General features: G+C 50.4%; 22 protein-coding genes and 1 other annotated feature. Of the genes, 16 read left to right on the plus strand and 6 right to left on the minus strand.

From position 1 onward, the window contains the following. Positions 1–229: 229 nt before the first annotated feature. Both gndA and H70357_RS14155 read left to right on the plus strand, forming a co-directional pair. On the plus strand, positions 230–1642 hold the full coding sequence (gene gndA / locus H70357_RS14150) for an NADP-dependent phosphogluconate dehydrogenase (RefSeq protein WP_038590418.1): 1413 nt from the start codon (positions 230–232) through the stop codon (positions 1640–1642). A gap of 156 nt (positions 1643–1798) precedes the next feature. Continuing rightward, positions 1799–2341: a shikimate kinase gene (locus tag H70357_RS14155; RefSeq protein ID WP_038590433.1), complete on the plus strand. Its 543-nt coding sequence runs from the start codon at positions 1799–1801 to the stop codon at positions 2339–2341. 25 nt (positions 2342–2366) lie between these two features. Here the strand turns inward: H70357_RS14155 and H70357_RS14160 are convergent, their stop codons facing one another. Continuing rightward, a complete protein-coding gene (locus H70357_RS14160; RefSeq protein WP_038590436.1) occupies positions 2367–2675 on the minus strand; it encodes a rhodanese-like domain-containing protein in 309 nt (102 codons plus the stop codon). Positions 2676–2787: 112 nt separating this feature from the next. Here H70357_RS14160 and aroA point away from each other — a divergent pair, with 112 nt between their 5' ends. The 7 genes from aroA to H70357_RS14195 all read left to right on the plus strand — a co-directional run bounded on the left by aroA (position 2788) and on the right by H70357_RS14195 (position 11881). Continuing rightward, the gene (aroA, locus tag H70357_RS14165; RefSeq protein WP_038590439.1) at positions 2788–4080 is read left to right on the plus strand and encodes a 3-phosphoshikimate 1-carboxyvinyltransferase; all 1293 of its coding nucleotides are present in this window, start codon (positions 2788–2790) and stop codon (positions 4078–4080) included. A 94-nt stretch (positions 4081–4174) separates the two neighbouring features. Next, on the plus strand, positions 4175–4609 hold the full coding sequence (locus H70357_RS14170; protein ID WP_038590442.1) for a CoA-binding protein: 435 nt from the start codon (positions 4175–4177) through the stop codon (positions 4607–4609). Positions 4610–4833: 224 nt separating this feature from the next. After that, the gene (locus H70357_RS14175; protein WP_038590445.1) at positions 4834–5502 is read left to right on the plus strand and encodes a PDDEXK family nuclease; all 669 of its coding nucleotides are present in this window, start codon (positions 4834–4836) and stop codon (positions 5500–5502) included. Positions 5503–6102: 600 nt separating this feature from the next. Further along, entirely contained in the window at positions 6103–7989 is a 1887-nt protein-coding gene (locus tag H70357_RS14180) for a glucose PTS transporter subunit IIA (RefSeq protein WP_038590448.1), read from the plus strand. Beyond that, on the plus strand, positions 7986–9752 hold the full coding sequence (ptsP, locus tag H70357_RS14185) for a phosphoenolpyruvate--protein phosphotransferase (RefSeq protein ID WP_038590450.1): 1767 nt from the start codon (positions 7986–7988) through the stop codon (positions 9750–9752). Before H70357_RS14180 ends, ptsP begins: the two co-directional genes overlap by 4 nt. A gap of 193 nt (positions 9753–9945) precedes the next feature. Further along, entirely contained in the window at positions 9946–10479 is a 534-nt protein-coding gene (locus tag H70357_RS14190) for a sigma-70 family RNA polymerase sigma factor (RefSeq protein ID WP_038590453.1), read from the plus strand. Continuing rightward, positions 10469–11881 carry a DUF4179 domain-containing protein gene (locus tag H70357_RS14195; RefSeq protein ID WP_038590456.1) on the plus strand — a complete coding sequence of 471 codons (1413 nt, stop codon included), beginning with the start codon at positions 10469–10471 and terminating at the stop codon, positions 11879–11881. The genes H70357_RS14190 and H70357_RS14195 overlap by 11 nt, the downstream gene beginning before the upstream one ends. Positions 11882–11964: 83 nt before the next feature. Here the strand turns inward: H70357_RS14195 and H70357_RS14200 are convergent, their stop codons facing one another. After that, positions 11965–12489 carry a type 1 glutamine amidotransferase domain-containing protein gene (locus tag H70357_RS14200; RefSeq protein ID WP_038590459.1) on the minus strand — a complete coding sequence of 175 codons (525 nt, stop codon included), beginning with the start codon at positions 12487–12489 and terminating at the stop codon, positions 11965–11967. A gap of 213 nt (positions 12490–12702) precedes the next feature. Here H70357_RS14200 and H70357_RS14205 point away from each other — a divergent pair, with 213 nt between their 5' ends. The 4 genes from H70357_RS14205 (at position 12703) to H70357_RS14215 (ending at position 15289) form a co-directional block, all read left to right on the plus strand. Further along, the gene (locus tag H70357_RS14205; RefSeq protein ID WP_038590461.1) at positions 12703–13155 is read left to right on the plus strand and encodes a hypothetical protein; all 453 of its coding nucleotides are present in this window, start codon (positions 12703–12705) and stop codon (positions 13153–13155) included. Positions 13156–13258: 103 nt separating this feature from the next. Continuing rightward, the gene (locus H70357_RS35870) at positions 13259–13402 is read left to right on the plus strand and encodes a hypothetical protein (protein ID WP_156130867.1); all 144 of its coding nucleotides are present in this window, start codon (positions 13259–13261) and stop codon (positions 13400–13402) included. Positions 13403–13489: 87 nt separating this feature from the next. Then, the gene (gene ccpA / locus H70357_RS14210) at positions 13490–14500 is read left to right on the plus strand and encodes a catabolite control protein A (RefSeq protein ID WP_038590464.1); all 1011 of its coding nucleotides are present in this window, start codon (positions 13490–13492) and stop codon (positions 14498–14500) included. Positions 14501–14593: 93 nt separating this feature from the next. Continuing rightward, a complete protein-coding gene (locus tag H70357_RS14215) occupies positions 14594–15289 on the plus strand; it encodes a 5'-methylthioadenosine/adenosylhomocysteine nucleosidase (RefSeq protein ID WP_038590467.1) in 696 nt (231 codons plus the stop codon). 19 nt (positions 15290–15308) lie between these two features. Here H70357_RS14215 and H70357_RS14220 read toward each other — a convergent pair whose 3' ends face one another. Next, positions 15309–15941, minus strand: coding sequence for a GNAT family N-acetyltransferase (locus tag H70357_RS14220; RefSeq protein WP_038590470.1), 633 nt, complete (start codon positions 15939–15941; stop codon positions 15309–15311). A gap of 161 nt (positions 15942–16102) precedes the next feature. On the opposite strand from H70357_RS14220, the gene acsA reads away from it, so the two are divergent. After that, the gene (gene acsA / locus H70357_RS14225; RefSeq protein WP_038590473.1) at positions 16103–17827 is read left to right on the plus strand and encodes an acetate--CoA ligase; all 1725 of its coding nucleotides are present in this window, start codon (positions 16103–16105) and stop codon (positions 17825–17827) included. Positions 17828–17919: 92 nt separating this feature from the next. Here the strand turns inward: acsA and H70357_RS14230 are convergent, their stop codons facing one another. Further along, positions 17920–20838, minus strand: a complete 2919-nt coding sequence (locus tag H70357_RS14230) for a transglycosylase domain-containing protein (RefSeq protein WP_052092024.1) — start codon at positions 20836–20838, stop codon at positions 17920–17922. A gap of 137 nt (positions 20839–20975) precedes the next feature. Continuing rightward, positions 20976–21231 (plus strand) — a binding site (T-box leader). Positions 21232–21299: 68 nt separating this feature from the next. Between H70357_RS14230 and tyrS the strand changes: the two genes are divergently transcribed. Then, the gene (gene tyrS, locus H70357_RS14235; RefSeq protein ID WP_038590476.1) at positions 21300–22553 is read left to right on the plus strand and encodes a tyrosine--tRNA ligase; all 1254 of its coding nucleotides are present in this window, start codon (positions 21300–21302) and stop codon (positions 22551–22553) included. 22 nt (positions 22554–22575) lie between these two features. Here tyrS and H70357_RS14240 read toward each other — a convergent pair whose 3' ends face one another. Both H70357_RS14240 and rpsD read right to left on the minus strand, forming a co-directional pair. Then, positions 22576–23109 carry a GNAT family N-acetyltransferase gene (locus H70357_RS14240; protein ID WP_038590479.1) on the minus strand — a complete coding sequence of 178 codons (534 nt, stop codon included), beginning with the start codon at positions 23107–23109 and terminating at the stop codon, positions 22576–22578. Between the two features lie 170 nt (positions 23110–23279). After that, complete coding sequence (gene rpsD, locus H70357_RS14245; protein ID WP_038590482.1) at positions 23280–23879, minus strand: 30S ribosomal protein S4; 600 nt, start codon at positions 23877–23879, stop codon at positions 23280–23282. 391 nt (positions 23880–24270) lie between these two features. Here rpsD and H70357_RS14250 point away from each other — a divergent pair, with 391 nt between their 5' ends. Beyond that, positions 24271–26283 (plus strand): sensor domain-containing diguanylate cyclase, encoded by a 2013-nt coding sequence (locus tag H70357_RS14250; RefSeq protein ID WP_038599541.1) that lies wholly within the window; start codon positions 24271–24273, stop codon positions 26281–26283. Positions 26284–26394: the final 111 nt, after the last annotated feature.

Below are 26394 nucleotides of genomic sequence, written 5' to 3' on the forward strand. Positions count from 1 at the left end.
CAGGGGTGCCCTTAACTTTGTATTTCAACTTGTGGACAGGGGTTCACTTCTGGCGGTAAAAACGTTAAAATAGTCATTGTGAGCAATTTCCTGCAACTTAAGGACTTTGTCAATGAAATTGCTCTCTATTTCGCAGGCGGAACTTTGCTGTATCTGACAAAGGGTGGTATTCTTATACTGCGAGAAATGGATTTCACAAAAATATAGGATGCAAAGGGTGGAGGACCAGATGGCAAAACAACAAATCGGCGTTATTGGCTTAGCGGTAATGGGTAAAAATTTGGCTCTTAACATCGAGAGCAGAGGCTTTACCGTATCGGTATTCAACCGTTCCCCGGAGAAGACACATGATCTTATTGCCGAAGCGGAAGGCAAAAATCTGGTGGGTACTTTTTCCATTGAAGAGTTTGTAGAATCACTTGAAGTACCGCGCAAAATTCTGATCATGGTTCAGGCGGGTAAAGCTACCGATGCCACAATTGAGCAGCTTTTGCCGCATCTTGACCAAGGCGATATTATTATCGACGGCGGCAACGCTTATTTCCCTGATACGGTTCGCCGCAGCAAAGAACTGGAAGAAAAAGGTTTCCGTTTCATCGGTACCGGAGTTTCCGGCGGTGAAGAAGGCGCGCTTAAAGGACCTTCCATTATGCCAGGCGGTCAAGAAAGTGCATATAAGCTTGTTGAACCTATCCTTACGGCAATTTCGGCCAAAGTGGACGGAGAGCCTTGCTGTACATATATCGGACCGGACGGTGCAGGACACTATGTAAAAATGGTGCACAACGGCATCGAGTACGGCGACATGCAGCTGATCTGCGAAGCTTACCAGCTTTTGAAGGATGTGCTTGGTCTGGATGCCAAAGAACTGCACAGCATCTTCAAAGAGTGGAACAGCGGCGAGCTTGACAGCTATCTGATCGAAATCACAACGGATATTTTCGCACAATATGATGAAGAAACCGGCAAACCGATGGTTGACGTTATCCTCGATGCCGCCGGCCAAAAGGGAACAGGCAAATGGACAAGCCAGAGCTCGCTCGATCTTGGCGTGCCGCTGTCCATGATCACCGAATCCGTATTCTCCCGCTTCCTGTCTGCAATGAAGGATGAGCGTGTAGAAGCCAGCAAAGTGCTGAGCGGACCGGAAACAGAGCCTTTCCAAGGGGACAAAGCAGAATTTATCGAAAATGTGCGCAAAGCGTTGTTCGCGAGTAAAATCGTATCCTATGCGCAAGGTTTTGCGCAGCTGCGCGTAGCTTCCGACGAATACGGCTGGGATCTGAAATACGGCAGTCTGGCCAAAATCTGGCGCGGCGGCTGCATTATCCGCTCCCGTTTCCTCCAGAATATCACCGATGCCTATGAAACCAATCCAGAGCTGAAGAACCTGCTCTTGGATCCGTTCTTCAAAGACATCATGGGTTCGTACCAATCCGCATGGCGCAAGGTTGTTGCTGCTGCTGTAACTCAAGGGGTTCCGGTTCCGGGATTCGCAAGTGCACTGGCCTACTATGACAGCTACCGTACGGAACGCCTGCCTGCGAATCTGCTGCAAGCACAGCGTGACTACTTCGGCGCCCATACTTTCCAACGTGTGGACAAAGAAGGCGTCTTCCACCACAACTGGCTCGCTGAATAGGCTATTTGGCTTAGCTGCAAACAGCGGCCCGAACGGCTTCCCGCACGCGGGAGGCTTTCGGGCCTTTTTTTTCGGAATCTACAGGACGGGAATCGCATTGTGCAAAGTTTTCACCCTGTGTTATGATATGACAAATGTCGCGGTTGGAGGGTAGTCATGACTGGGGAGTTAGAACAACAACAGAGTTTCAATACCTTGCATAAAAATATTATCCTTGTAGGAATGATGGCCACGGGCAAGTCAACAGTGGGTGCCATGCTGGCGGAGGAACTGGGCTTTGAACTGGTTGATTTGGATCATGTCATTATAGAGAGTGAAGGCCGGAGCATTGCCGATATTTTTGCCGATGGCGGTGAAACGTATTTCCGGAAGGTTGAAACTGCAGTACTTCAGCGGATGCTTGAAGGAGAGGGCAGAATTATTTCGACAGGCGGAGGTGCAGCACTGGCTCCAGGGAATGCCGAGATGATGTTGGAAAAGGGGCTTGTTGTGGCGCTTACGGCCACGGAAGAAGTCATCTTATCCCGCGTCAGTGGAGATCAGAACCGGCCACTGCTCGCTGGCAACGCGCAGGAAAGGGTCCGCACCATCATGGAGCAGCGCCGGGAGGCTTACCGTTTCGCGCATTGCACAGTCGATACTTCGGAGCTGAGTGCGGCAGAAGTGTCGCAGCATATTTTAATGCATTACCGCGGTTGAGCTTTTAAGTATACTTGTGTGCGGCTTACGCCTCTGCACTTTCATTCCATTCAATCATTCCGCCGCTGAGGTTGGAGCCTTTGAAGCCGAACTGCTGCAGATATTCGCAGACACGCTGGCTGCGGGCACCTGAGCGGCAAATAAAGACGATCTCGGTCTCTGCCGGGAGCTCTTCCGTGCGCTGCGGAATCTCGCCCATTGGGATATGCTGAGCGCCGGGAATCATCCCGAAGGCGACTTCATCATCTTCACGTACGTCTATCAATACAAGGTCTTCGCCTGTCTCCAGACGTTTCCGCAATTCCTGCGGTGTAATTTGGGGGATCTCATTCATGGTTGTGACCTCTTTTCTATCGGAAGATTGGTTTAATGATAACACAAGTGGAGAATAGCCTGTCAAACGAAGCACTATATATCAACTACATTAACTAAGGAGCGCTTATATCATGGACGTTATTGTTAGGCCGACGCCAGCTTTGCAAGGAGAATTTGGAGCTTTGTCTTCCAAAAATTACACTACACGCTACCTGCTTGTTGCCGCTCTATCCGAGGGCGTCAGCACGATCTACTATCCTGCACATAGTGAGGACAGCGATGCGATCCGCAGATGTATTGCCGATCTTGGAGCAGTGCTTACGGAGGATGAAGAGAAGATTGTCATTCAAGGCTTTGGCCGGCATCCCCGTGACGTCAAGGAACTTAATGTAGGGAATGCCGGGGCTGTCCTGCGCTTTCTGATGGCTGTAGCTGCGCTGAGCCCGGAGGTGACTTTCGTTAACACGTACCCGGATTCTCTGGGCAAACGCCCGCATGACGACCTCATTGCAGCGCTCGGCCAGATCGGTGTTCAAGTGGAGCATAATAATGGAAGACTTCCGATTACCATTCGCGGCGGCAAGCCGGTTGGCGGCCGGATTACCGTCTCCGGTGCAGTCAGCTCACAGTATCTTAGTGCGCTGCTCTTCCTGACGCCGCTGCTAGAAGAGGACAGCGAGATCGTCGTACTGGATGATCTGAAGTCGAAGGTTGTTGTCGGCCAGACGCTGGAGGTGCTGGAGCAGGCAGGAATCGTAGTTCATTCTGCTGACGATTATATGTCCTTTAAGGTGCCGGGGCGCCAGGCTTATGCGGCCAAGTCTTACACCGTGCAGGGGGATTATCCGGGATCTGCGGCTGTGCTTGCGGCAGCGGCTGTCACCCAATCGGATGTGAAAATTCACCGGCTTGCCGAGAAGAGCAAGCAAGGGGAACGGGCAATTGTGGATGTGCTGCGTATGATGGAAGTACCGCTTACTCACGAAGACGGAACAGTACATGTGCAGGGGAACGGCATTCTAAAGGCTGTGGAATTCGACGGCGATGCGGCAACCGATGCCGTGCTGGCGATGGTGGCGGCGGCGGTATTTGCCGAAGGGACCTCGCGTTTCTACAACGTGGAGAATCTGCGTTATAAGGAATGCGACCGGATTACCGACTATCTGGCGGAGTTGACCCGTGCCGGAGCCAAGGTTGAGGAGCGCCGCGACGAGATCATCGTGCACGGCATGCCTGAGGGTGTCGAAGGCGGAGTAACGATTAATGCGCATTATGATCACCGGGTAATCATGGCGCTGACGGTAGTGGGCCTTCGTGCCCGCAAGCCGCTGCTGATCAAGGACGCCCATCATGTCGCCAAGTCCTATCCGCAATATTTCGACCACCTGCGTGCGCTTGGAGCAAATGTGGAGTGGGTACAATAACAATATAGGATGCTGATCCAGGCGAAGTCGGCTTATAATAGGAAGATTTGGTTTCACCTGCTGATTCGGCACTAAAGCGAAAGGGGTAACAAACATGAGCTTTGAGAACCCGACCCGGGAGCAAATCGGCGATATTCTTGCTTCCGCAGGTAATATTGCTGTTGTAGGTCTTTCCGACAAATCGGACCGTACCTCCTATATGGTGGCTTATGCGATGCAGAGCCGCGGATACCGGATCATTCCGGTTAATCCTACAGTAGACGGTGAGATTCTAGGGGAGAAATGCTACCATACGCTGGCTGAAATACCGGAGCCGGTGGACATTGTCAATGTGTTCCGCCGCAGCGAATACTGCGCCGAAGTGGCGCAGGAGGCAGCTGATATCGGCGCACATGTGCTGTGGCTCCAGCAGGGCATTATCAGCAAGGAGGCTGCTGACATTGCCGCAGACCACGGCATGACGGCGATCATGGACCGCTGCATCAAGGTCGAGGAAGCAATCACGATGCACGGGCGCAGCCGGCAGTAGTATTCAGGGGAGTCTGGGAAGGATCCGGTACTCTCATAAATCCGGAACCCTTTAGCCTAGGTGGGGAAGGAAGGTATACAGCAAGTTTTGCTGCTCTGATCCTGTTTCATCTAGAAATAGCCAGGTTGTGTTGCTATACTGGCATTAGGCGAAGAACGTCCATGTACCCGTGATTATTTTGCGGGAGGTGGGCGTTCTTTTTTTATTTACCGGGAGGGGATCAGATGGAGTTTGAGGCAGCACATCGTTTATTCATCGAGCAGCATACGTCGGAGAGAAGTGGGGAGCGTAAGGGTAGGCTGGTCAGAGGTCACAATTTTGCGGAGCGGCTGTTTTTGCAGAATGTGTGGTGGCCGTTGTTTGAATCGCTTGAGCATTTGCATCCAGAATATGAAGTTTACGATTGGAACCGCAAATCGCAGTTTCTGGACTTCGCTTTTCTGCCGCAAAATGGGGGCCGGTTCGGGATCGAATGCGACGGCTTTCAAAGTCATGTCAAAGACATGGACCGCGAGAAGTTCAGCTATTCCTTGAACCGCGATAGTTTCCTCACCGGGATGGGCTGGAGGATGCTCCACTTTTCCTTCGACGATGTTCAGCAGCGTCCTGAAGTATGCCGGATGCTCCTGCAGCTGGTGCTTGCGCCGCATTTAGCCAGAAAGACGCTAGCCGCAGATATTTTGTCCGAAGAGAAAGAAGTGCTGCGCCTGGCCTGGCGTATCGCTAAACCGCTCCGTCCCAAGGATGTGTGCAACCATTTCCAGATTAACTATCGTACGGGCCGGAGGCTGTTGCAGTCCCTCAGTGACAAAGGATTACTCAAACCGGTAAATTCAAAGCAGAGGGTGCGGTTCTACGAAGTAAAAGCAATGCAGGCTGATCAAATATGGTAAGTGGATAGGGAAATGAAAAGCAAATTTAAGCACTCTTGCATGCAGTCTGATTGAGGTACAGGTGGAATTAAGGAACTAAGTGAGGTTTGGTTGAATAGCAGGATGATAATAGAATAAATGTACTTCATGCAACTAAATGATGCTAAAAGTTCCTTTTTTGAAGTTTAGCTGCACTTGGTACAACTAAAAGTTGCTAAATGGCTCCTTGGAGCAGAAAATGCGATTTGTAGATGTATAAAGTGCAGTTAAACTAATATTACTGTTTGAAAGTGCTGTTTTAGTTGTACAGAATACACTTAAGTAGCTGGAGTAGCTGGAGTAGCTGGAGTAGCTGGAGTAGCTGGAGTAGCTGGAGTAGCTGGAGTAGCTGGATTGATTCCCCATGCCCACGCATGCTCACTAATGATCGTTGTAATGCCTTATAGGGCTTACTTCTCTGTTTCCTTCACAGCAGCGAACACCACATCCAGACCACACTAAATTACGAATAAAGTTTCCCATAATCACGGGAACCGTGGTATCCTAATTCTTGCCGCATTCTTTTGACAAAAGCTGTCGCAGCGCGTACCATTCAATATAGAATGAAAGGAGAGGGTCACCTTGAATTGGCTCGGATCATTGCAGCAGTTGGGCAGAGCCATAATGCTTCCTACCATGGTGCTTCCGGCGGCCGCCATCCTGCTTAGTCTGGGCAGCTTACCGTGGTCTGCATGGGGACTTTCTTCGGTATCCGAAGTGACTACATATGCGGGGCAGGGAATATTTTATTTCATGCCTTATTTGTTTGCTGTCGGCGTAGCGTGGGGGTTATCCAATCAGGCCGGACCTGCTGGGCTGGCTGCACTGGCTGGAATGTTCACTTATGACCGGATTGTTACCCATATGGGGAACGGGGATGTTCAGCCTGCTACATTAATCGGAATCATACTCGGGATTGTCGCCGGCGTGGCGCATAACCGGTTTAAAAATATCAAGCTTCCAGAAGCCATACAATTCTTCGGAGGTTCGCGGTTTGTCCTGCTGTTCATGGGCCTGTTCTCGGCCTTATTCGCTTGGGTGATGCTCGGCGTTTCTCCGCTGCTTCAGCAAGGGCTGGACGTGCTTTTCCGGGATATACAGGCGACCGGCGGATATGGCGTGTTTGTCTACGGGGTGCTTTACAGGGTGCTTACGGCCTTTGGCCTCCATCATATTTTAAATAATTTGTTCTGGTTTCAGCTGGGGAGCTTTGCTACTCCTGACGGCAGCGCGGTCGTCCAGGGGGATTTGCCGCGGTTTTTTGCGGGAGATCCTACTGCGGGCATCTTTATGGCCGGACTTTTTCCGATCATGATGTTCGCATTGCCGGCGATTGCCTTAGCTATTATTCAGGAAGCGCGGGAGGATTTGAAGCCGAAGATCCGCAAAACTTTTTTGCGTGCCGCAATGGTCTGCTTTTTGACCGGCGTGTCGGAGCAAATTGAGTTCGCTTTCCTGTTCGCTTCGCCATATTTATTCGCGCTGCACGTAGTCATGTCCGGTCTTGCAATGGTGCTGACCTATTCACTTGGCATCCATCATGGATTCTCTTATTCGGCGGGGGTCATTGACTTTATCCTCAACCTGCATCTGTCGCAGCGCGCCTGGCTGCTGATCCCGATCGGGATCGGTTATGGGGTTGTGTATTATAACGTCTTCCGCTGGGCGATCCGCCGTTTCCAGATTCCGACACCGGGGCGTGAGGAAGGCTCTGAACTGGGCGACTGGGCAGGGAATATCCCGTATCAGGCTCCGCTTATTCTGGAGGCGCTGGGGGGCAAAGAGAACATCGTACAAGTTCAGGCTTGCATCACCCGTTTAAGATTAACTGTGCATAATGACCGATTCATTGATACCGGGGCGCTCAAGGGATTGGGCTCGGCCGGAATTATAAAGCTGGGCGGCGGGAACGTGCAGGTGGTATTCGGCACCTACTCAGAGCTGATCCGTGAGGAGATTGACAAGCTGATGCTTCGTGATCTGCCGCAGGTGCTGTTCAGTTCTCCAATGCAGGGCCGAATGATGCCGATTGAGGAAGTGCCGGACCATATTTTTGCCGCGAAGCTGGTTGGGGACGGGGTGGCCTTTTTCCCGGACAAAGGGGAGCTGGTCTCACCCGTGTTTGGCAAGGTGATGCACGTATACCCTACAATGCACGCAGTGGGCATCTCAACGCCCGAAGGGCTGGAAGTGCTTATGCATATCGGGATCGACACTTCACAGCTTAAGGGGCCGTTTGAGGCGCTTGTGCAGGAAGGGGACAGTGTGGAGCCGGGCCAGTTGCTGGTGAGATTCGATCTTACCTTTTTGCGTGAACATGCGGCATCGCTTGCTACACCGATGGTGATTACCAACCCTGACCGTGTGAAATCCTGGAGCTATGCTCCATTTAAAACTGTGAAAAAGGGGCAATCGTCCGTAATGTCCGTGGTATTACATGAAAGCAATGTTGGAGGGATTGAAGCATGATACAAGGCATAGGCGCTGCAGCAGGTGTTGCCATCGGGAAGGCCTTTGTCTTGCCGAACTGGGAATGGAGCCTGCCGGATACGCAGGTAAATCCGGTGGATCTGGCCAAGGAATTTGAGCGTTTATACGAAGGAATCCGCACCTCGAAAGATGAAATTGAGTTTATCAAAAGAGAATTCAGGGAAGTCGTGGGGCCGGAGGAATCGAGTATTTTTGACGCCCATCTGGCAATTCTGGATGATCCCGTGTTCATGAGTGAAATCCGTGGCATTATCGAACGCCAATACAAGGCGGCTGAAGTGGCGGTCAAGGAAGCCATTGACCATTTTGTAGCGATGTTTGATCTGCTGGACGATGAATATATGAAAGAGCGGGCAGTTGATATCAAGGATGTCGGCAACCGTCTGCTGAAGCATTTGCTAGGTGCACCCGAGGTAACTCTGCCGTCTGATACACAGCCCTATATACTGGTGGCGAAGGAGTTATCTCCCTCTCAGTTGGTTCATTTGAATCCGGTCTATGTGCTGGGAATTGTCACCATGATGGGCGGCAAAACTTCCCATTCCTCCATAATGGCCCGGGCGCTTGGGATTCCGCTGGTGGCTGGCTTGGAGAACAAACTGCCCAATCCGATTCAGACCGGAGATCTGCTGGTGCTCGACGGTGAAACCGGGATTCTGCAGCTTCATCCGGATGAGCTAACGGTAAGAGACTACGCAGCAAGACGCGATAAGCAGCAGCGTAAGAAAGAACAGCTGGAGCTGCTTGCTACAGTGGAGGCCATTACCAAAGACGGTGTATCTCTGCGGCTGGCCGGTAATATCAGCTCGGTCAAAGAGCTGGATATGGCCCTGAAGTACGGAGCGGAGGGGGTTGGTTTGTTCCGTACGGAATTTTTGTACATGGACCGCCATTCCTTTCCGACAGAAGAAGAGCAGTTTGAGGTCTATAAGCTTGTCGCCGAGAAGGTTGGCAGCAACACCGTTGTAATCCGTACCTTGGATATCGGGGGAGACAAGCATCTGGATTATTTCCAGCTTCCTGACGAGCAGAACCCATTCCTGGGCTACCGCGCCATCCGGATCAGTCTCGACCGCAAAGATATGTTCAAAACACAGCTGACTGCGATCCTGCGTGCCAGCCACTACGGCAATGTGAAGATGATGTTCCCGATGATTTCTTCCGTAGAAGAAGTACAAGCTGCCAAAGCAGTGCTGAACGAGGTCAAGGCAGAGCTGGACGAGCAAGGCATTCCGTATAACCGCAATGTACCGGTAGGCATTATGATTGAGGTTCCGGCTGCCGTTATGATCGCGGATCTGCTGGCGGAAGAAGTGGACTTTTTCAGCATTGGGACAAATGATCTGGTGCAATATGTGCTGGCTGTTGACCGGATGAATGAACAGATCGCCCATATGTATCACCCTTATCATCCAGCGGTATTGCGCATGATTCGTATGACAGTGGAAGCTGCACGGCAAGTAGGCATCGGTGTGAGTATCTGCGGTGAAATGGCTGCCGATGAACGGTCTCTGCCGCTCTGGCTGGAGCTGGGAATCAGCGAGCTGAGTATGTCGCCGCAGGCGCTGCTCCGGGTGAAGCACCGTACACTGAACACACTGGCGTCGGAAGCCAGAGAGATGGCCAAAGCATGTTTCCGGCACCGTACCAGTCTACAGACAGAAGAGATGCTAAGCACATTTGCAGGACGGAGCGGCCTATCGCTGAATGCGGGTGTAGATCCGAAAGAGAAGACATCCTAGTCTTTGGCAATCAGAATAATATTCGATAAAGTGAAGGGTCCGGCGAACGCGCCGGGCTTTTTGCGTTACTTGTCTTGAACCGCCATTTATAAAAAAAGTAAAACCGTTTTTCCCTTGGGAGAGTCAGTATAGATGAAAGTATAAAAAGGCGCTTTTTGAGGCTGCTGTATGAGGGAGGCAAAGTAAGCGGAGAATGGAAAATCTAATGGAGTCTGAACGGGTCCAGTTTGGTGATGAGAGTGGACAGGCTTTTATCCGGCTCGTATCAGAGCAGAAGAAAATACTATACGGGATCGCTTTCAGTTACTTCCGCAGTGAGTCAGATGCACTCGAAATGCTGCAGGAAGCTACGTACCGGGCGTGGAGCAAACGGAAAAGTCTCAAAGATCCGGAACGGTTTGCACCTTGGGTGACACGAATTCTGATCAACTGCTGCAACGATGAACTGAAGCGGAGAAAACGGTTAGTTTCCGTAGAGCCTGCGAATGCAGGCAGTACTGGAGTGATGGAAATGACCAGTGACCGCAAGCTGGACATGGAGCAGGCCCTCGACAGTGTGAAATTGAAATACCGTCAGGTGCTTGTACTGAAATATTACCGTGATATGACACTTACAGAGATTGCTGAAGTGCTCGGCAAGCCGGAGGGGACGGTCAAGACCTGGCTGAATAAGGGCTTAAAGCAGCTGCGTGACCAAATGAAAGGGGGACTTGTACATGGCCGGTAGCGAGGAGAATTTGCTGAAGGAATATTTTGACGGGTTGTCTGGGCAGGTAGAGGAGATATCGGAGATCAAATTGAATGCGGCGATACGCAGCGGGATGTCTGGACCCCGAAGTTACCGTATATCTGCAGGCAAGCGGTATTCGATCGGTATAGCAGCGGTATTGGCAATTGTGATATTGTTTGCCTTCCCTTGGATCGGTAAGCAGGCAGAGCCGCAAAATGCCCAGAGTCCGCTGGTATCAGCCCAGAGCAGCAATGCATTTGAGGCATACCGTAAAGTGGCAAGCGGCAATATTACGGTATCGTCGGCAATCGATGCGGGATTAGTACAGCGCATCAGCGGTGCTTCAGCACAGCAGAATGGGTACGTGCTAACGGTGGATGGGATCGCCGCCGACCGCAAGGGAATCCTCATATTGTATTCGCTGCAAAACAATACGAGCCGTAAGTCGCAGGTGAACCGTCTGCAGCTTGCGGGTGAAGGATATTCAGCCGTGAACTATCCTAACGGGTGGTCTCCTAAAGATGTGCAGCCAGGTATTACCCTCGGTTATGAGGTATTGCAGTGGGGTGGCGATTTTAGGTCACTGCCTGATCAGATCACATTCGAACTGAATCTTGGTGAGAAGACAAAAACAGCTACTTCAAGTGGAGTAAAGCCTTTGGCACAACTGTCTCTACCGATCACCCTTGATCACGATAAAATGGCCAAAACAGGAGAACTCATCCATGTAGACCGTACTCTGACCATTGCAGGACAAGAGGTCGATGTCAATGAGGTATACATTTCAACAACCGGTATTTATGTGGAAGAGGAGTATAATCCGCAGAATTCAAAGCAAATCTTCGGACTGCTTAATCCCAGAATGTTATTAGGCAGTGAAGATCAATTTATGAGTCTAAGTTCATTCCGTACACTAGTTGTAGAAGGCAAGAAGAGTCTGGTATTTGCAAATGATAACAATTCCAAGCAGCCGCTCAGACTGCAGATTGACGGAATTCATGCGCTAGCCAAGGATGCAACGGAATTGATTATCGACACAGAGAAGCAGCAGATTATTAAAGCACCCGATAAAAATTTAAAAGTCTCCGTAAACAGTACTGCAGAAGGTTCCACCATGATTCTGGAATATTATACACCGTTGCCAACGACCAGATTTTCTGATTCAATTATTCTGTTATTAGACGATGAGTTTAAGGATGCCTCAGGCCAGGTGTACTCCACTATTATGTCCGATATAAGTATTCCGGCGCGCAAGGAGTCATCAGACAAGGCGGCCTTACCGCCAACATTGTATTATTATGCTTTAGGCAAAGCTAAGCTTCCTCAGCCATTGACATTCACTTTGAACGGCTACCCGAATCCGCTGAAGGAAACGGTATCCCTCTCCATCCGCAAATAGCTGCCTTAACGCGGCAACAAGCCCTGCACCTCGGTAAGTTGAGAGGCAGGGCTTATTATCTTTGTGAAGAGATTGCTTTCAGCTTATTCTCCGGCTAGTGCATCGCAGAAGGCTTTGCCGTAAGGCGGCAGATCCGGCGGCCGGCGGGCGGAGATAATATGCCCGTCAGTAACCACGGGCTCATCTTTCCAGATGGCTCCGGCATTTTCCATGTCATCACGGATACCGGGCGTAGAAGTAACGGTTACGCCTTCCAGGATTTTGGCTGAAATCAGCACCCAGCCTGCATGGCAGATTTGGCCGATCGGCTTCTTGGCTTCATTGAAATCCTGTACCAGCTTTAGTACCGCGCTGTAACGGCGGATCTTATCGGGCGCCCAGCCTCCCGGTACCAGAATGCCGTCGTAATCGGCTGCACTCAGCTCATCCCAGGAGTATTCCGCTGTGGCGGGAACGCCGTATTTGCCGACATAAGTTTTGTCCTTCGTTAGGCCTGCCAAATGCACCTCGGCTCCTTCTTCTCTTACCCGGTATACGGGATACCAGAGCTCCAAATCTTCGAATTCATCGTCTACAAGTGCGATGACCTTTTTACCGGCCAGTCTCATGTTCAGCAGCTCCTTTCAGGAATGTGATTCTTGTCCTGTACATTCTATCAAATTTGAAATATGAAGTCATCTTAAGGTATTGAAAACATTGTATTAATTACCAAATAAATCTTTATATGCAAATCAGCAGGGATTATGGAGAGAGAGGTCGAATATAGCTATTGAAAAGGCGGACTCTCGTGTTGTTTCAATATTATTCCTGAGGTGTGGGAGATGAAAAAAGACAATCTGGTAAAGAAAACATGCGGCTGCGGCGGAGTTATGACTATACATATGCATACATTGATTTATAGCGGTAAGATAAAGATTACCCATGTTCCGGTCTACACCTGCGGAGTATGTGCCCGTTACGAACCCTTGCCCTTTATCAAACGGGATCTGGGCGAACTGATCGGTGAGATGGGGGAGCATCCTGCCAAGCTCCATCTTTCTCTTGCTGACAGAAATGAATGGGCCAATGTGCTGAAGGAAACTTTCTCCACGGGCTTTTTCCACGGCGGTATCTCTGAGCTAGAAGAGAGCATCCGCTCGGCTATTCAAAGCCGTATTGATCTGTTGCTTGATGTCTATCGCGTTGCCGGGGATCTGGCTGACCTGAAATGGATGGAAGAAACGGCTCAAAGACTGTCACAATTGACGTTACAATGTACAAAAAGCGCTAAATGAAAAAGTTTTTCTGCAAAATCATTGAAAATTTTTCACGAATGTTGGATTTTTCACGCGCTTTTTGTTACGATAGTACTAGGTTAGTTGAATTGTGGCTGTGCGGATGAGAACTATTGCAGATTTTCAAACCTCCCTTGCTGCTGATATTTCAGTTTTGCGAGTGGAGAGCTATATTGAAGCATTAGTGAATACAGCCCGCGTCAGGATGATGTGTTCAGCCTTTGAAAGAATTTTGAAAGGAAAATGAAGCGTTATCATTGCACAATTGTACAAAGTGTCGTATCATAATTTTAATTAGTCGAACGATAAAATTTATCGCAATGGAGAGAGTAATTTGACGGTAACCATTTACGATGTAGCTCGAGAAGCAGGCGTATCTATGGCTACGGTATCACGGGTTGTGAATAATAACCCCAATGTGAAACCGCAGACTCGGAAGAAGGTTTTTGAAGCGATTGAGCGTTTGGGCTATCGTCCAAATGCCGTGGCGAGAGGACTCGCCAGCAAGAAAACGACAACTGTTGGGGTTGTCATCCCCGATATCTCAAACTCGATTTTTGCTGAAATTGCACGCGGGATTGAAGATATCGCCAATATGTATCATTACAATATTATCCTGTGTAACGCAGACAAGCGCAAAGAGAAGGAAATCCGGGTCATCAACACCCTGCTTGAGAAACAAGTGGACGGGCTGCTCTTCATGGGCGGAACAGTGACGGAAGAACATATCCAAGCCTTCCAGACTTCTGCCGTACCGATTGTTCTTTGCGCAACGCGTGATGAGAAGGGAACCTATCCTTCAGTTGATATCGATCATGAGAATGCTGCATTTGACGCTGTCAACACACTTATCCGCCACGGTCATCGTGAGATTGCAATGATCAGCGGAACGCTGCAGGATCCTGCAAACGGTTATGCACGTTTCCATGGCTATAAGAAAGCACTGGAAGCTGCAGGTATTGAGTATCAGGAGGATCTCGTGCGAATCGGTAATTACCGGTACGAATCCGGTGTCGAAGCCATGAAGTACTTCCTGGGCCTTAAGAAGAAACCAACTGCGATCTTTGCCGCAACAGATGAAATGGCAATTGGCGCCATTCACAGCATACAGGATGAAGGCCTTAAGGTGCCGGATGATTTCTCGATCATCAGTGTGGATAACATCCGCATGGCTTCGATGGTTCGCCCTCTATTGACGACTGTAGCCCAGCCAATGTATGACCTGGGTGCGGTAGCTATGAGACTGCTCACGAAGCTGATGAAGAAGGAAACCGTTGAGAATCCACGCGTCATTCTGCCGCATGAAACGATTCTCCGCTTGTCCGTCAATCATGTAAACAAATAATACAGGCTTACAAGTTGCATATAAGATCATAAAAAGCTCCTTTTGGGGCTTTTTATGCTGTATGCATATATTTAATGATCAGGAGGAGTACCGATGAGTGAAGTGTTCGGATTAATCGGAGCCATGGATGAAGAAATTAAACTGCTGCTGGAGAGTATGGACAATAGGGTGACAACGGTTAAGGCAGGCATAAAGTATTACACAGGAACGGTGTTTGGCAAATCGGCAGTGTTGTGCAAATCAGGGGTAGGCAAAGTTAACGCGGCGGTCACGACGCAAATTCTGCTGGACACCTTCGGCGTCTCGCGGGTATTATTCACAGGAGTAGCCGGTGCAGTTCATCCAGGACTGAACATCGGTGATATCGTGATTTCTTCGCAGTGTATTCAGCATGATATGGATGTATCTGCATTGGGATACCCCAGAGGGGTTATTCCTTATCAGGAGATTTCCGCCTTTCCGGCAGATCAAACACTGGTGCAGCTTGCTGAACAAGCCTGTCATGACCTTAAGCAGCAATCGGTGACCGGAGTTGTGTTGTCCGGTGATCAATTTATAGCCAGTGCGGAGTTGGTCGCCAAGCTGCGGCTGGAGCTGAACGGCGCCTGCGCCGAGATGGAAGGGGCTGCTGTTGCACAGGTGTGTTTCATGAATGAAATCCCCTTTGTCATCCTCCGTTCAATGTCAGATAAGGCTGACGGATCGGCGAATGTCAATTACCACGAATTCACAGTAGAGGCTTCCGAGCGTTCCCATGCCATACTTGAATATATGCTGAAGGCAATGTGATCAGGCAGGGCAGGTTATTCTAGTACATAAAGCGCTGTCTGAAGCGCACTCTGTCAAAGGTTTCCTGAGACGACATCGGAACTTCCCGTCCGATACGGACCATAAGGCAGTTGGCCGGATGAGAGCAGATTTCCGGATCATCCGTAGCATACCATACCATATCTACGGTTTTCATCAGCTTCTCCATCATTTTCCGGTAGGCCCATACATCAAGCCCGCTGCCTTTCAGGTCCCAGTGCCAGTAATATTCCGTGGTGTATACGATGCAGTTCTCCAACTGCTCCCGCTCAAAGGCGGTGGAAATCAACAGCTTGCCAAGCCCGCTCCCTCTATACCCGTTAGCCACCTCTACAGCCCCCAGCTCAATGAGATCCATCATTCCCCCCTGTGACCAAAGCTCCAATTCATCCGGATAGTGAAAGGTTACATAGCCTATAACAGTTTGGTTCTCGACAGCGGCGATCACCCGCCCCTCAGGCAGTCCTGCGATGTCTATGAGCGCTTCCAGCTGTTCGCTTGGTTTGCGGAAGGCATCCAGATCAGGATGCATAAGCAGGCCCTCCAGCAGGCTTGGAGATAAAGGTCCACTGACTGTAATGTTCTTGCTGTTATATACAAAGGTATGGGAAACGCGGATTTTGCGGTGCTCCATGAATGGGCTCCCTTCGCTTAACTAAAATATGGAATGTAACCGCTTGCTGTGATATACTAATTCCGACATAAAAACTTCACATTTAATACATTGACAGGATTTTGATGGAAATCAATCTCGCCCTTAAAGCTTAAATCAAACGAGTAAGGGAGGCAAGAGTAATGGGGCAAGTCCACAGCGAAATTTTGCCGGGCCACGTGCAAAACGCAAATATGGCGGATTATTCCCAGGCAGTCAGCGAATTCCGGTGGGAGGATGTAGAGAGGGACTTCTCCTGGTATAGTACCGGCAAGGTGAATATGGCCCATGAAGCCGTGGACCGTCATGTGCAGGAAGGCCGTGGGGCGTCAACCGCCTTACTTTACAGCGATTCGTCGAGAGAGGAAAGATATACCTTTTCCGATTTGCAGGAACGCTCGAACCGGTTCGGTAACGTTCTGCGCAAGCACGGCATTGGTAAAGGAGACCGCGTGTTTATTTTTATGCCGCGGAAGCCGGAGCTGTATTTCAGTCTGCTGGGTATTCTTAAGATCGGAGCAGTGGCTGGTCCGCTATTCGAGGCATTTATGGAAACGGCGGTTAAGGACCGGCTTGAGGATAGCGGCGCAGTGGCGCTGGTGACTACACCGGAGCTCCTACACCGGGTGAAGCAGAGTGAGCTGCCGGAACTGCGCCATATTATTGTTGTCGGCGGTGCAACCGATGTGGAGCAGGGGATATTGGGCTTTGAACAAGAGATGGTGGCAGCTTCAGCTGAACTTGAGCCCGAGTGGCTCAGTTTGGATGACGGGCTGATTATGCATTACACCTCGGGTTCCACAGGTAAACCCAAAGGTGTCTATCATGTACAAAGAGCAATGATCCAACACTATTATAGCGGCAAAATTGTACTGGACCTGCAGCCTGACGATGTCTATTGGTGTACGGCTGATCCAGGCTGGGTCACCGGCACTTCTTATGGCATCTTTGCCCCTTGGCTGAACGGAGTAACCAATGTGGTGCGGGGCGGGCGTTTCAGCCCGCAGGACTGGTACAAGACGATTGAGCGTTTCGCCGTTACTGTATGGTACAGTGCACCTACCGCTTTCCGCATGCTGATGGGAGCAGGGGAGGCTAGCCTGGAGGGCATCGACCTAAGCAGCCTGCGCCATGTGCTGTCCGTAGGGGAGCCGTTAAATCCGGAAGTTGTCCGCTGGGGTGACAAATTCTATCATCAGCGCATTCATGATACGTGGTGGATGACAGAGACAGGCGCGCAGTTAATCTGCAATTACCCGCGGATGGATATTAAGCCGGGTTCCATGGGACGTCCGCTGCCGGGCATTGAAGCAGCGATATTGGACGACAGGGGCAATGTACTGCCGCCTTATTCCATGGGAAATCTTGCGATACGAACCCCTTGGCCGTCCATGATGGGCGCCATTTGGAACAATAAGGCCAAATACGACGAGTATTTCCGGATTCCCGGATGGTATATCTCGGGTGACTCAGCCTACATGGATGAGGATGGTTATTTTTGGTTCCAGGGCCGGATAGATGATGTAATCAATTCCTCTGGTGAACGGATTGGTCCATTTGAGGTGGAGAGCAAGCTGGTAGAGCATCCGGCGGTAGCCGAGGCTGGGGTCATCGGCAAACCTGATGTGCTGCGGGGAGAGATCATCAAGGCGTTTATTTCCTTACGGGAAGGTTATTATCCGACCACGGAGCTTAAGGAAGAGATCGCCGCTTTTGTCAAAGCCGGTTTATCTGCTCATGCAGCGCCCCGGGAGATCGAATTCAAAGATAAGCTGCCCAAGACACGCTCCGGCAAAATTATGCGCCGGGTGCTGAAAGCCTGGGAGCTGCATCTGCCTGAAGGGGATTTGTCGACCATTGAGGACTAAGCCATGCGGCAGCATAACAAAAAACACCGTTTCCCGCGAATCCGCGGAAACGGTGTTTTTGCTGTTCTGTATGGATCGCCTCAGGCAATCCGCTATTGCGGTTTTTGTCCGTTGCCGGCAGCATTTCCTCCGGCAGCGTTACTTCCACTTCCGCTGTCAAGAGGTATCTCCGTTCCGTTCACTGGCGGAACGATGATCATGCCGGGATCTTCGGTGGCACCCGGTATATTCTCCCCTTCCGGCGTTGGTTCTGTCCCCGGCAGTTCTGTCGGAGCAGGCGTCGCTTCGGGAGTCGGGGTAGCACCTCCGGCTACACTGCCGGAAGCTGACTCATGATCGGCCACATCAACGGCAGCCACGTAGAAGGCGGCATTCACACTGGAAGGTGTGCCTGACGAGAAAGCGTTGCCTTCACCGGCTGAAAGCACAAGCTGTTTCTTGAATGGGCCTCCGTTCATGGAACGGTACAGCCGGTAGCCTACAACGTCTGATGAGCTGCTAGGCGTAAAGCTGATTACGGCTTTGCCGCTGTTGTACGACACGATTACTTCGCCTGGAGCAGCAGGAGCCGTACCGTCGTCGACACGCGGATCAACCTCGGTCGGGAAATCGGTTTTGGCATCAGCCGGCATATAATATGACAAATCCTTGTGCTCTTTCATTGCAGGGAAAGCGGCGAGCAGCTCCTTGACCAGATCCTGAATCGGCTTTTCGCGTTTCACCACGATCTTCTCCTTCAGGAAATCCTCAGGGGTTCCTTCCAGCGGAATATAATTCACGCCTTTGTATGTGATGTATTTAGCTTTGGATATACCATCATCACTTTCCGTCGGTACATACTTGGCATTGAACATGTCTGTAGTAAACTTGTCGGTTAAAGAGGTAGGCAGCTTGCCGCTGTACGCCGAAACCGTCTTTTTGACGATGCCGTCAGGCTTACTGAACTCTTTCGTTACGAACAGCTCAGGCCGCTTGTCAATAACCGCATTCATGACCTTGGTCCATAACGTCTGGGCCTGCCGTTTCTGGGCATCTCCCTGGAGCGTATTGATCTGCTCCTTATAGCCAACCCACATTCCGAGAGTGACATCCGGTGAATAGCCCATAAACCACACATCGCCGTAATTCTGGGTAGAACCAGTCTTGCCGACAATCGGTACGTCCTTGAAGTGTTTATAATTCTTTCTGACAGTGCTGGCAGTTCCGTCGGTAATGACTGTGCGCAGCATATCCGTCATGAGGTATGCCGTCTGTTTGGAGTAGACCTGCTCCGGATTGACCTTATGCTGGTAAACGACTTTTCCTTCCGAATCAACGATCTTCTCGATCATATAGGCATCGGTAAAAGCGCCATTGTTCGCGATGGAGGAGTAGGCATTGGTCAGTTCCTCGACAGATACACCATAACGCAGACCGCCGATTACGCCGGTTTTTGCACTGTAGTCTTCATCCTGGATGGTCGTAATCCCCAGCTTCTTGGAAAAAGCCCAGGCGTCTTCGATGCCAACCTTCTCATTAAACAGCTTGAGCGCAGGAATGTTCAAAGACTTGTTAAGCGCATAGCGGGCGGTAACCAGACCCTGATAACGGTTGTTGGCATTCTTCGGGATGTGGAATCCCTTGGAACCATCCTTCAATATGATTGGAGCATCGTCGAGGATGCCGGCAGGCTGGATCAGACCCGCATCAAGTGCAGGCAGATAAGCAGCAATCGGCTTCATGGTCGAGCCCGGCTGACGGACCATCTGCGTAGCATAGTTCATCTGTTCAATGTTGAAGTCCCGGCCTTCGATCATCCCCAGGATGGCTCCGGTCTTGTTCTCAATCATCATCCCGGCTGTCTGTTCCTTGCCTCTGGCCTTGCTGTCTTTTGTGAAATTATCACTGTTCTCGGAGATGCTGTGCATAGCGCTGTATACTTTTTTGTCAATCGTAGTGTATACACGGTATCCGCCGGTCATTAGCTTCTGACGGGCTTCCTCCAGAAGCACTGTGTCTTCTGCCGGACTCGTGGTATCTTTCGCTTTTTTCTTGTCTTCGTTGATCGACAGTAGGATCTCTGCCGCCTTGCGTTCGGTTTCCAGCATCAAGTAAGGGAATGTAGCATAGGCCTTCTTAGAATGCGGTGCCAGAGAGCCTTTGATGTCAAAGAGGCGCGCTTCATCATACTGGGAGGAAGTGATTTTGTTCTCCTCCAGCATCCGCCGCAGTACGAGCTGCTGGCGCTCCATGGCTCTGTTAAAGGCCGTCTCGTTGAATTCACCCACTCCGTTAAATGCGGAATACTTGGAAGGAAGCTGGGGCAGACCGGCCAAATAGGCAGCTTGCGCAACATTCAGCTTCTCCAGGTCCTCCACACCGAAGATGCCCTTGGATGCGGCTTTGATACCGAACACATTATAACCGTTGGAGCCGTTCCCAAAGGGAACCTTATTGAGATATGCGGTAATAATTTCCTGTTTGGATAAAAAACGTTCAAGCCGCAGGGAGAGCAGGATTTCCTTCACTTTGCGGTCTTCCGTACGGTCCAGATTCAGAAATACACGTCTTGCGAGCTGCTGGGTAAGCGTACTGCCCCCGGTCTGGACCGATTCGTTGAGCAGCTTCTGCTTGACGGCACGAAGGGTACTGCTGAAATCCACTCCTTTATGGTCATAGAAGTTATTGTCCTCTATAGCGAGGACGGCATCAATCACAAGCTGTGGAATATCGTTGAATTCAATTAGCCTGCGGTCTTCTTCGGTGCGAAGCTGACCGATCGGTTGCCCATCCCGGAAATAGGCAAACCCGGTGACGGCGTTCAAGCTGACTTGCTGCTGAATCAATTCTTCGGTGCGCACAGGATCATCTTTCACAATGGAAGTTATGTAGCCTGCCAAGGCACCACCAGCAAACAGAATGCCTAGTATGCCGAGTATAAACATCCACTTTACGACTGAACCGAACCTGCGGAGCCAGGATCTTCGGGGTGGATGCTGTTTTACGGTCTTCTTTTTGTTCTCCTCAACCATCGACGATAATCCTCCTTTTAACGGAACTATTATAGCACAATTTGGCGTATTTGAATGCGCTTCTGCCTGAAAGTCGAATTCATGAGGTGTTGACTTTTTAAAAGGTCCTATGGTATAAGTTTACTCAATTGGATATTCGAAAAGCGTGGAAAGACATCAGTAGAAGGAAAGCCATGTGTTTCAGAGAGCCGGTGGGTGGTGCGAACCGGCAGCAGGCCCCTTTGAATTACAGTCTGGAGCTGTCCGGAGGAACTACAAGCGCATTTCGCTTGTTCAGTAGTCCTGGACCGGGTGCAAGCCCGTTATGGCAATGAAGTGAAAGAGAATGCCTGTGCTCCGGCACGGCAAATCTTTAATTAGGGTGGTACCGCGAGCCTCTTACTCGTCCCTTGGGATGAATGAGAGGCTCTTTTTGCGTTCTTTGGATTGATTAGTGTTGAAAAACTGGGAGGAATAAGGAAATGACTTGGGAAGAGCTTTCAATCAGCCAACAGCAGGAAGTCGAGCGTCAGATGGAAGTGATCACGCGTGGTGCCGTGGAAATAGTGCCAGAGGGGGAAATGAAGCGCAAAGTGATCCAATCCGTTGCTGCGGGTATTCCGCTAAACATCAAACTGGGTCTTGATCCGTCGGCGCCGGATATTCATGTGGGACACACTATTGTGATTCATAAGCTGCGCCAGTTCCAGGAGCTCGGGCATCAGGTGCAGCTGGTCATCGGAGATTTCACCGGACGTATCGGGGATCCTACGGGCAAATCCGAGACACGGAGGCAGCTTAGTGAGGACGATGTGCAGCGTAATGCCGAGACCTACAAGAAGCAGATTTACAAGATTCTTGACCCGGAGAAAACAAAGATCTTCTGCAACTCGGAATGGCTCAGCCCGATGTCCTTCTCAGATGTTGTAAATCTGGCGGCAAAAGTAACCGTAGCCCGGATGATGGAACGCGACGATTTCTCCAAACGCTTCCAGGGCGGCCAGGCCATCAGTATTCATGAATTTTTCTACCCGCTGATGCAAGGGATGGATTCCGTTGCTCTTAAGACCGACGTGGAGATTGGAGGCACGGACCAGAAGTTCAATGTGCTGATGGGCCGTACACTGCAGAAGGAATATGGCCTGGAACCGCAAGCTGTTATACTGATGCCGCTGCTGGAAGGAACCGACGGTGTGCAGAAGATGAGCAAAAGTCTGGGGAATTACATCGGCATTGATGAAGAGGCTAATGAAGTCTATGGCAAGGCGATGTCCGTGCCGGACGAGGTGATGCTGAAATACTACGAAATGGCTACAGATATCAGCAATCAGGAGCTCGCTGCCTTGAAAGCGGGTCTGGCCGACGGGACGGCCCATCCACGGGATGTCAAAATGCGTCTTTCATATACATTAGTACGAATGTACCATGGAACAGCAGCCGCGGAGGCCGCGCAGCAGCACTTCATTACGGTGTTCCAGCAGCGTGCGCTCCCGGAGGATATTGAGACAATCGGCATACCGGCTAAAGAGCTGTTGAGCGGCACAATTAAGCTGGTCAAGCTGTTAACGCTGCTTGGTTTTGCAGGCTCCAAAGGCGAAGCTAAACGTTCGATCCAGCAGGGCTCAGTGAAGCTGAACGGGGTGAAGCAGGAGGATCCGAACGGGGAAATCCAGCCTCAGGAGGGCGACATTGTCCAGGTAGGCAAGCGGAAGTATGCCAAATTAACTTTAGCTTAGGGGTTATTTTGCATAATGCAGCCTAATCTGCCGAAGCTTCCATTACATAATTCTCTTTAGTTAACTCGTAGTCAACTGAAGATTGCAGTTCCCCGAGCTGATTTCTCCAGGAGTCATGATGAACCGCAACTTTGCGAAAGCCGAGCTTCTCATAGACATGCTGCGCCCTGTAGTTCTTGAGGTTGGTATCCAGAATGATTTTTTGAACCTCCAGCTGCTTAAACAGGGAGCTGATAAGCATAGTAAGAAACGCACTCCCAAATCCTTGATTATGGTGATTGAAATTGCAGATTTTAATACCAATCTCTGCACAGTGCCCGGCTAATATTCTGAAGTTCATTTCCCCAACGGGCACATCATCGATTTCCAGGATCAGGCGATGGTTGCAGCCGGTAGCATTCTGAAGCATCTCCAGAGTCTCTTGGACTGTAGTACCGAGACCTTCAGGATATCCGGCATGGGCCATGATCATTCCATCGTTCCACCAGTTGCACAAGGTTTGCGCATCGTTGGCAGTCGCTTCACGAATGACTAAATTATCTTTTAATAGATGCATTCAGGTTCCTCCGATTCAGTAGTTATCCTGAATTTACCACAGAAGCTAATTCAGAAGGAATGGAAAAGACTTGTTAAATAGAATTATCTCGCCTGGCACAAGAACAAGCATACAAAAAAGCCTCCGGAATTCTCCGGAGGCTTTGCTTTGCATTCGCTGTTCGCGAAATCTTAACGGTTGTAGAACTCGACGATTTGTTTCTCATCGATGTCTTGGGAAAGCTCAGCGCGTTCTGGCAAACGGATGTATTTACCTTCGAAAGATCCGTCAGCATATTCCAGGTAAGCTGGAAGGTGGGAGCGGTTTTCCAAAGCTTCTTTGATAGAAGTCATAGCGCGGCTTCTTTCGCGAAGTCCGATAACGTCGCCCACGCTTACACGGTAAGAAGCGATGTCGACTTTTTTGCCGTTAACGGTTACGTGTCCGTGGGATACCAACTGACGTGCACCTGCACGGGAGTTAGCGAAACCAAGACGGTAAACCAGGTTGTCCAAGCGGCTTTCGAGCAGGAACATGAAGTTTTCGCCCGCGATACCTTGGATCTTTTGTGCTTTAGTGAAAAGAGTTTTAAACTGCTTTTCGCCCAAGCCGTACATGTGGCGCAGTTTTTGTTTTTCCAAAAGCTGCATTCCGTAGTTACTTACTTTTCTGCGTTGGTTAGCGCCATGCTGTCCTGGTGGGAAAGGGCGTTTCAGGTCTTTGCCTGTACCGCTAAGGGAAATGCCCAGACGGCGGCTGAGTTTGAATTTAGGTCCGGTGTAACGTGCCATGTTATAGTAGACTCCTTTATAGTTGAAATTTCATTGTAGGGCCTATTTGCGCCGCAATCCGTATCCGCGAAAGCGTCAAATGGTTTCACACTGCCAGGGAAGTTCAGCCGCTGCCCTGGCAGTAACGAAATGCGTAGAGGGTGACACAACGTTACGCCCAATTAAGACTTCTTACAGTCTTGTTCAACAATAAATATTATATGAAAACAACAGTTAAAGTCAAGTGCATCTTTAAGGAGATTTTGTCTATCTTTGTCGTTAGTTCTTTGGTCCTAAAAAAAATCCCTGAAATCAGGAAAATATAATGCAATACAGGAAAAAAGAGAGTAAAATATAGCTAATTAGATGTTATCGGAAGATTAATAATATGAGACGCAAAGGGGATCCGCTTATGTCAGTTCAGGAAGCATACGGCCGCAAAGACACTCGTATGCTGTTGCAGGACACTATGCAGTCAAGCGGAGATATGATAGATCCCGCCGCATGGCTCAGGGAAACGGATATTGTATCCTATGATTTCCCGTATGCAGCCAATTTGATTGCGGAAAGCTTCGCGGACTGGCGTGGACTGGCTGTTCCTCCCTTCGCGGAATCATGGAACTGGGGTCTGCTGGATTTTGAAGGGAAGTGGATTGAACCTTTAGACTCAGATTCCGGCAATATCCGAGAGGAGGGCTGGGATGCGAAATGGGCGGAAGCCGCAGGGCTAAGCCTGCTTTCCGGAGATGCCAATGCCGTCCCGGAGCAGAAGAACGGACAAGCTGTGTACCTTTTGACCTTGCCGGTGTTTACCCGAGGTCAACGGGAAATCTTTGCTCTGCTTGCCTGCTCCATGACTGCCGTGGAGTATGAGCAGGGCGGAAAGAATACGGCTGAAGCAATGGCCATGCATTTCCAGACCTGCTTTTACCGCAGGTTTGAGCATGTTTTTGTATCAGATCTAGCGGGAGTGTACCAGCATGCCGAGCGGGAGAGCATCCGCCGTTCGCTCCTGTTCCAGATTGTCCAGCGGATGCACGACAACATTGATGTCGATGCCGTGCTTACCGAGGTCATTGAGAGTATTGCCGCGATGTATCCGGGTGCCAGACTGGAGCTGTTTATGTCACAGGACCACCGCAGCACGCATCCGCAGGTAAAGCCGCTTCCGCTGCTTTGGGATAGTGATGATGTCTGCGCGCGTGCCTTCAAGGACGGCCGGGTAGCACTGCATGCCGGGCGCGAGGACAGTCAGCATGTGGAGGTCGGCCTCCCGCTCGGAGGGAAGCAAGGCGTATATGGTGTCTTTCATATGATTATGGATAAGCCAGTTTTCTCGGAGGTTGACCTGCGTTTCCTCTCGATGGTTGCCGATACGGCCGGGACAGCGTTTGAGAATGCCAAGCTGTATGAACGCTCCAACCAGCTTATTCGTGAATTGCGTATGAGCAATGAAATGACACAACGTTTGAACCAAAGCCTGCGGTTGGGTGATATTTTTCAGTATGCCTTTGAAGAGCTGCTGGAGATGTTTGCTGCCGATTATTGCTGCATTCTGCATATGAATGAAGAGAAAGGCGGGCTGGAGGCGATTGCCTGCAATCATCTTCCGCTGCGCAATGAACTTATAGAAGTAGGGCAAGGGCTGGGAGGCAATGTCTACACTACAGGTGAGCCGATCATTTTGTCGGATTATTTAAATACGCCGGGACCCTCTTCGAAGCTCATGGACGCAACTCGCTCGCAGTCGCTGATTGCCACTCCCCTTAATGTAGGCGGAGAAGTACGCGGTGCTATTATGCTTGCCCACCGGGAACCGTATTTCTTTTCCTATGACAGCTTCAGGCTGCTGCAGGCGATGGCGGGCCACATCGGGCTTGCGGTAGGCAACGCCCGGCTGCATGCTGAGGTGCGGTTCCTGGCCAACCGTGATAGTCTCACCGGTCTTTATGCCCGCCATTACCTGGATGAGGAGATCAAGGAGAGGCAGACATCGGACTTCTGCGGCTCTTTGATTGTCGTTGATATTGATCAGTTTAAGACGGTCAATGATACCTACGGCCATCAGAAGGGCGACAAAATTCTGAAGCAGGTGAGCGAGATTGTGAAGTCCTCCATCCGCCAAGGCGATATCGCTGCCAGATGGGGCGGGGAGGAGCTGGCGGTCTATTTGCCGCAGCTGGGGGTGCAGCAGGCTTTTTATGTAGCCGAACGGATCCGCAAGCGGGTAATGGGTGAGACCGAGCCTCGTGTTACCGTATCCTGCGGCATCGCGGAATGGAGTTGGACAGATGAACGGGTGAGTGTGGAGTCGCTGTTCTACAGGGCCGATATGGCACTTTACGAAGCGAAGAACAACGGCCGCAATCAGGTTGTCATCGATACCAAGAAAGTGGATAGTACGGCAAAGAATCCTCTGGCCTGACGGCGGGGATTCTTTTTTTTGAAATACAGATCAAAGTATAAGCCCGGGCAGCAGGGGGAACCTATTAATAATTGTTCACCCGGGTACTTCTATTTGGCCTCGGCTCCGCCT

It is taken from the genome of Paenibacillus sp. FSL H7-0357, assembly GCF_000758525.1.
GTDB lineage: Bacteria > Bacillota > Bacilli > Paenibacillales > Paenibacillaceae > Paenibacillus_AQ.

What these genes read in the sequence shown, in the direction of transcription:
- H70357_RS14215 (WP_038590467.1), top strand. Translation starts at nt 14,594, where the DNA reads ATGAGTGAAGTGTTCGGATTAATCGGAGCCATGGATGAAGAAATTAAA.
- aroA (WP_038590439.1), top strand. Translation starts at nt 2,788, where the DNA reads ATGGACGTTATTGTTAGGCCGACGCCAGCTTTGCAAGGAGAATTTGGA.
- H70357_RS14155 (WP_038590433.1), top strand. Translation starts at nt 1,799, where the DNA reads ATGACTGGGGAGTTAGAACAACAACAGAGTTTCAATACCTTGCATAAA.
- H70357_RS14195 (WP_038590456.1), top strand. Translation starts at nt 10,469, where the DNA reads ATGGCCGGTAGCGAGGAGAATTTGCTGAAGGAATATTTTGACGGGTTG.
- H70357_RS14175 (WP_038590445.1), top strand. Translation starts at nt 4,834, where the DNA reads ATGGAGTTTGAGGCAGCACATCGTTTATTCATCGAGCAGCATACGTCG.
- acsA (WP_038590473.1), top strand. Translation starts at nt 16,103, where the DNA reads ATGGGGCAAGTCCACAGCGAAATTTTGCCGGGCCACGTGCAAAACGCA.
- ptsP (WP_038590450.1), top strand. Translation starts at nt 7,986, where the DNA reads ATGATACAAGGCATAGGCGCTGCAGCAGGTGTTGCCATCGGGAAGGCC.
- H70357_RS14160 (WP_038590436.1), bottom strand. Translation starts at nt 2,675, where the DNA reads ATGAATGAGATCCCCCAAATTACACCGCAGGAATTGCGGAAACGTCTG.
- tyrS (WP_038590476.1), top strand. Translation starts at nt 21,300, where the DNA reads ATGACTTGGGAAGAGCTTTCAATCAGCCAACAGCAGGAAGTCGAGCGT.
- gndA (WP_038590418.1), top strand. Translation starts at nt 230, where the DNA reads ATGGCAAAACAACAAATCGGCGTTATTGGCTTAGCGGTAATGGGTAAA.
- H70357_RS14250 (WP_038599541.1), top strand. Translation starts at nt 24,271, where the DNA reads ATGTCAGTTCAGGAAGCATACGGCCGCAAAGACACTCGTATGCTGTTG.
- H70357_RS14230 (WP_052092024.1), bottom strand. Translation starts at nt 20,838, where the DNA reads ATGGTTGAGGAGAACAAAAAGAAGACCGTAAAACAGCATCCACCCCGA.
- H70357_RS35870 (WP_156130867.1), top strand. Translation starts at nt 13,259, where the DNA reads ATGAGAACTATTGCAGATTTTCAAACCTCCCTTGCTGCTGATATTTCA.
- H70357_RS14200 (WP_038590459.1), bottom strand. Translation starts at nt 12,489, where the DNA reads ATGAGACTGGCCGGTAAAAAGGTCATCGCACTTGTAGACGATGAATTC.
- rpsD (WP_038590482.1), bottom strand. Translation starts at nt 23,879, where the DNA reads ATGGCACGTTACACCGGACCTAAATTCAAACTCAGCCGCCGTCTGGGC.
- H70357_RS14220 (WP_038590470.1), bottom strand. Translation starts at nt 15,941, where the DNA reads ATGGAGCACCGCAAAATCCGCGTTTCCCATACCTTTGTATATAACAGC.
- H70357_RS14190 (WP_038590453.1), top strand. Translation starts at nt 9,946, where the DNA reads ATGGAAAATCTAATGGAGTCTGAACGGGTCCAGTTTGGTGATGAGAGT.
- H70357_RS14170 (WP_038590442.1), top strand. Translation starts at nt 4,175, where the DNA reads ATGAGCTTTGAGAACCCGACCCGGGAGCAAATCGGCGATATTCTTGCT.
- H70357_RS14240 (WP_038590479.1), bottom strand. Translation starts at nt 23,109, where the DNA reads ATGCATCTATTAAAAGATAATTTAGTCATTCGTGAAGCGACTGCCAAC.
- H70357_RS14205 (WP_038590461.1), top strand. Translation starts at nt 12,703, where the DNA reads ATGAAAAAAGACAATCTGGTAAAGAAAACATGCGGCTGCGGCGGAGTT.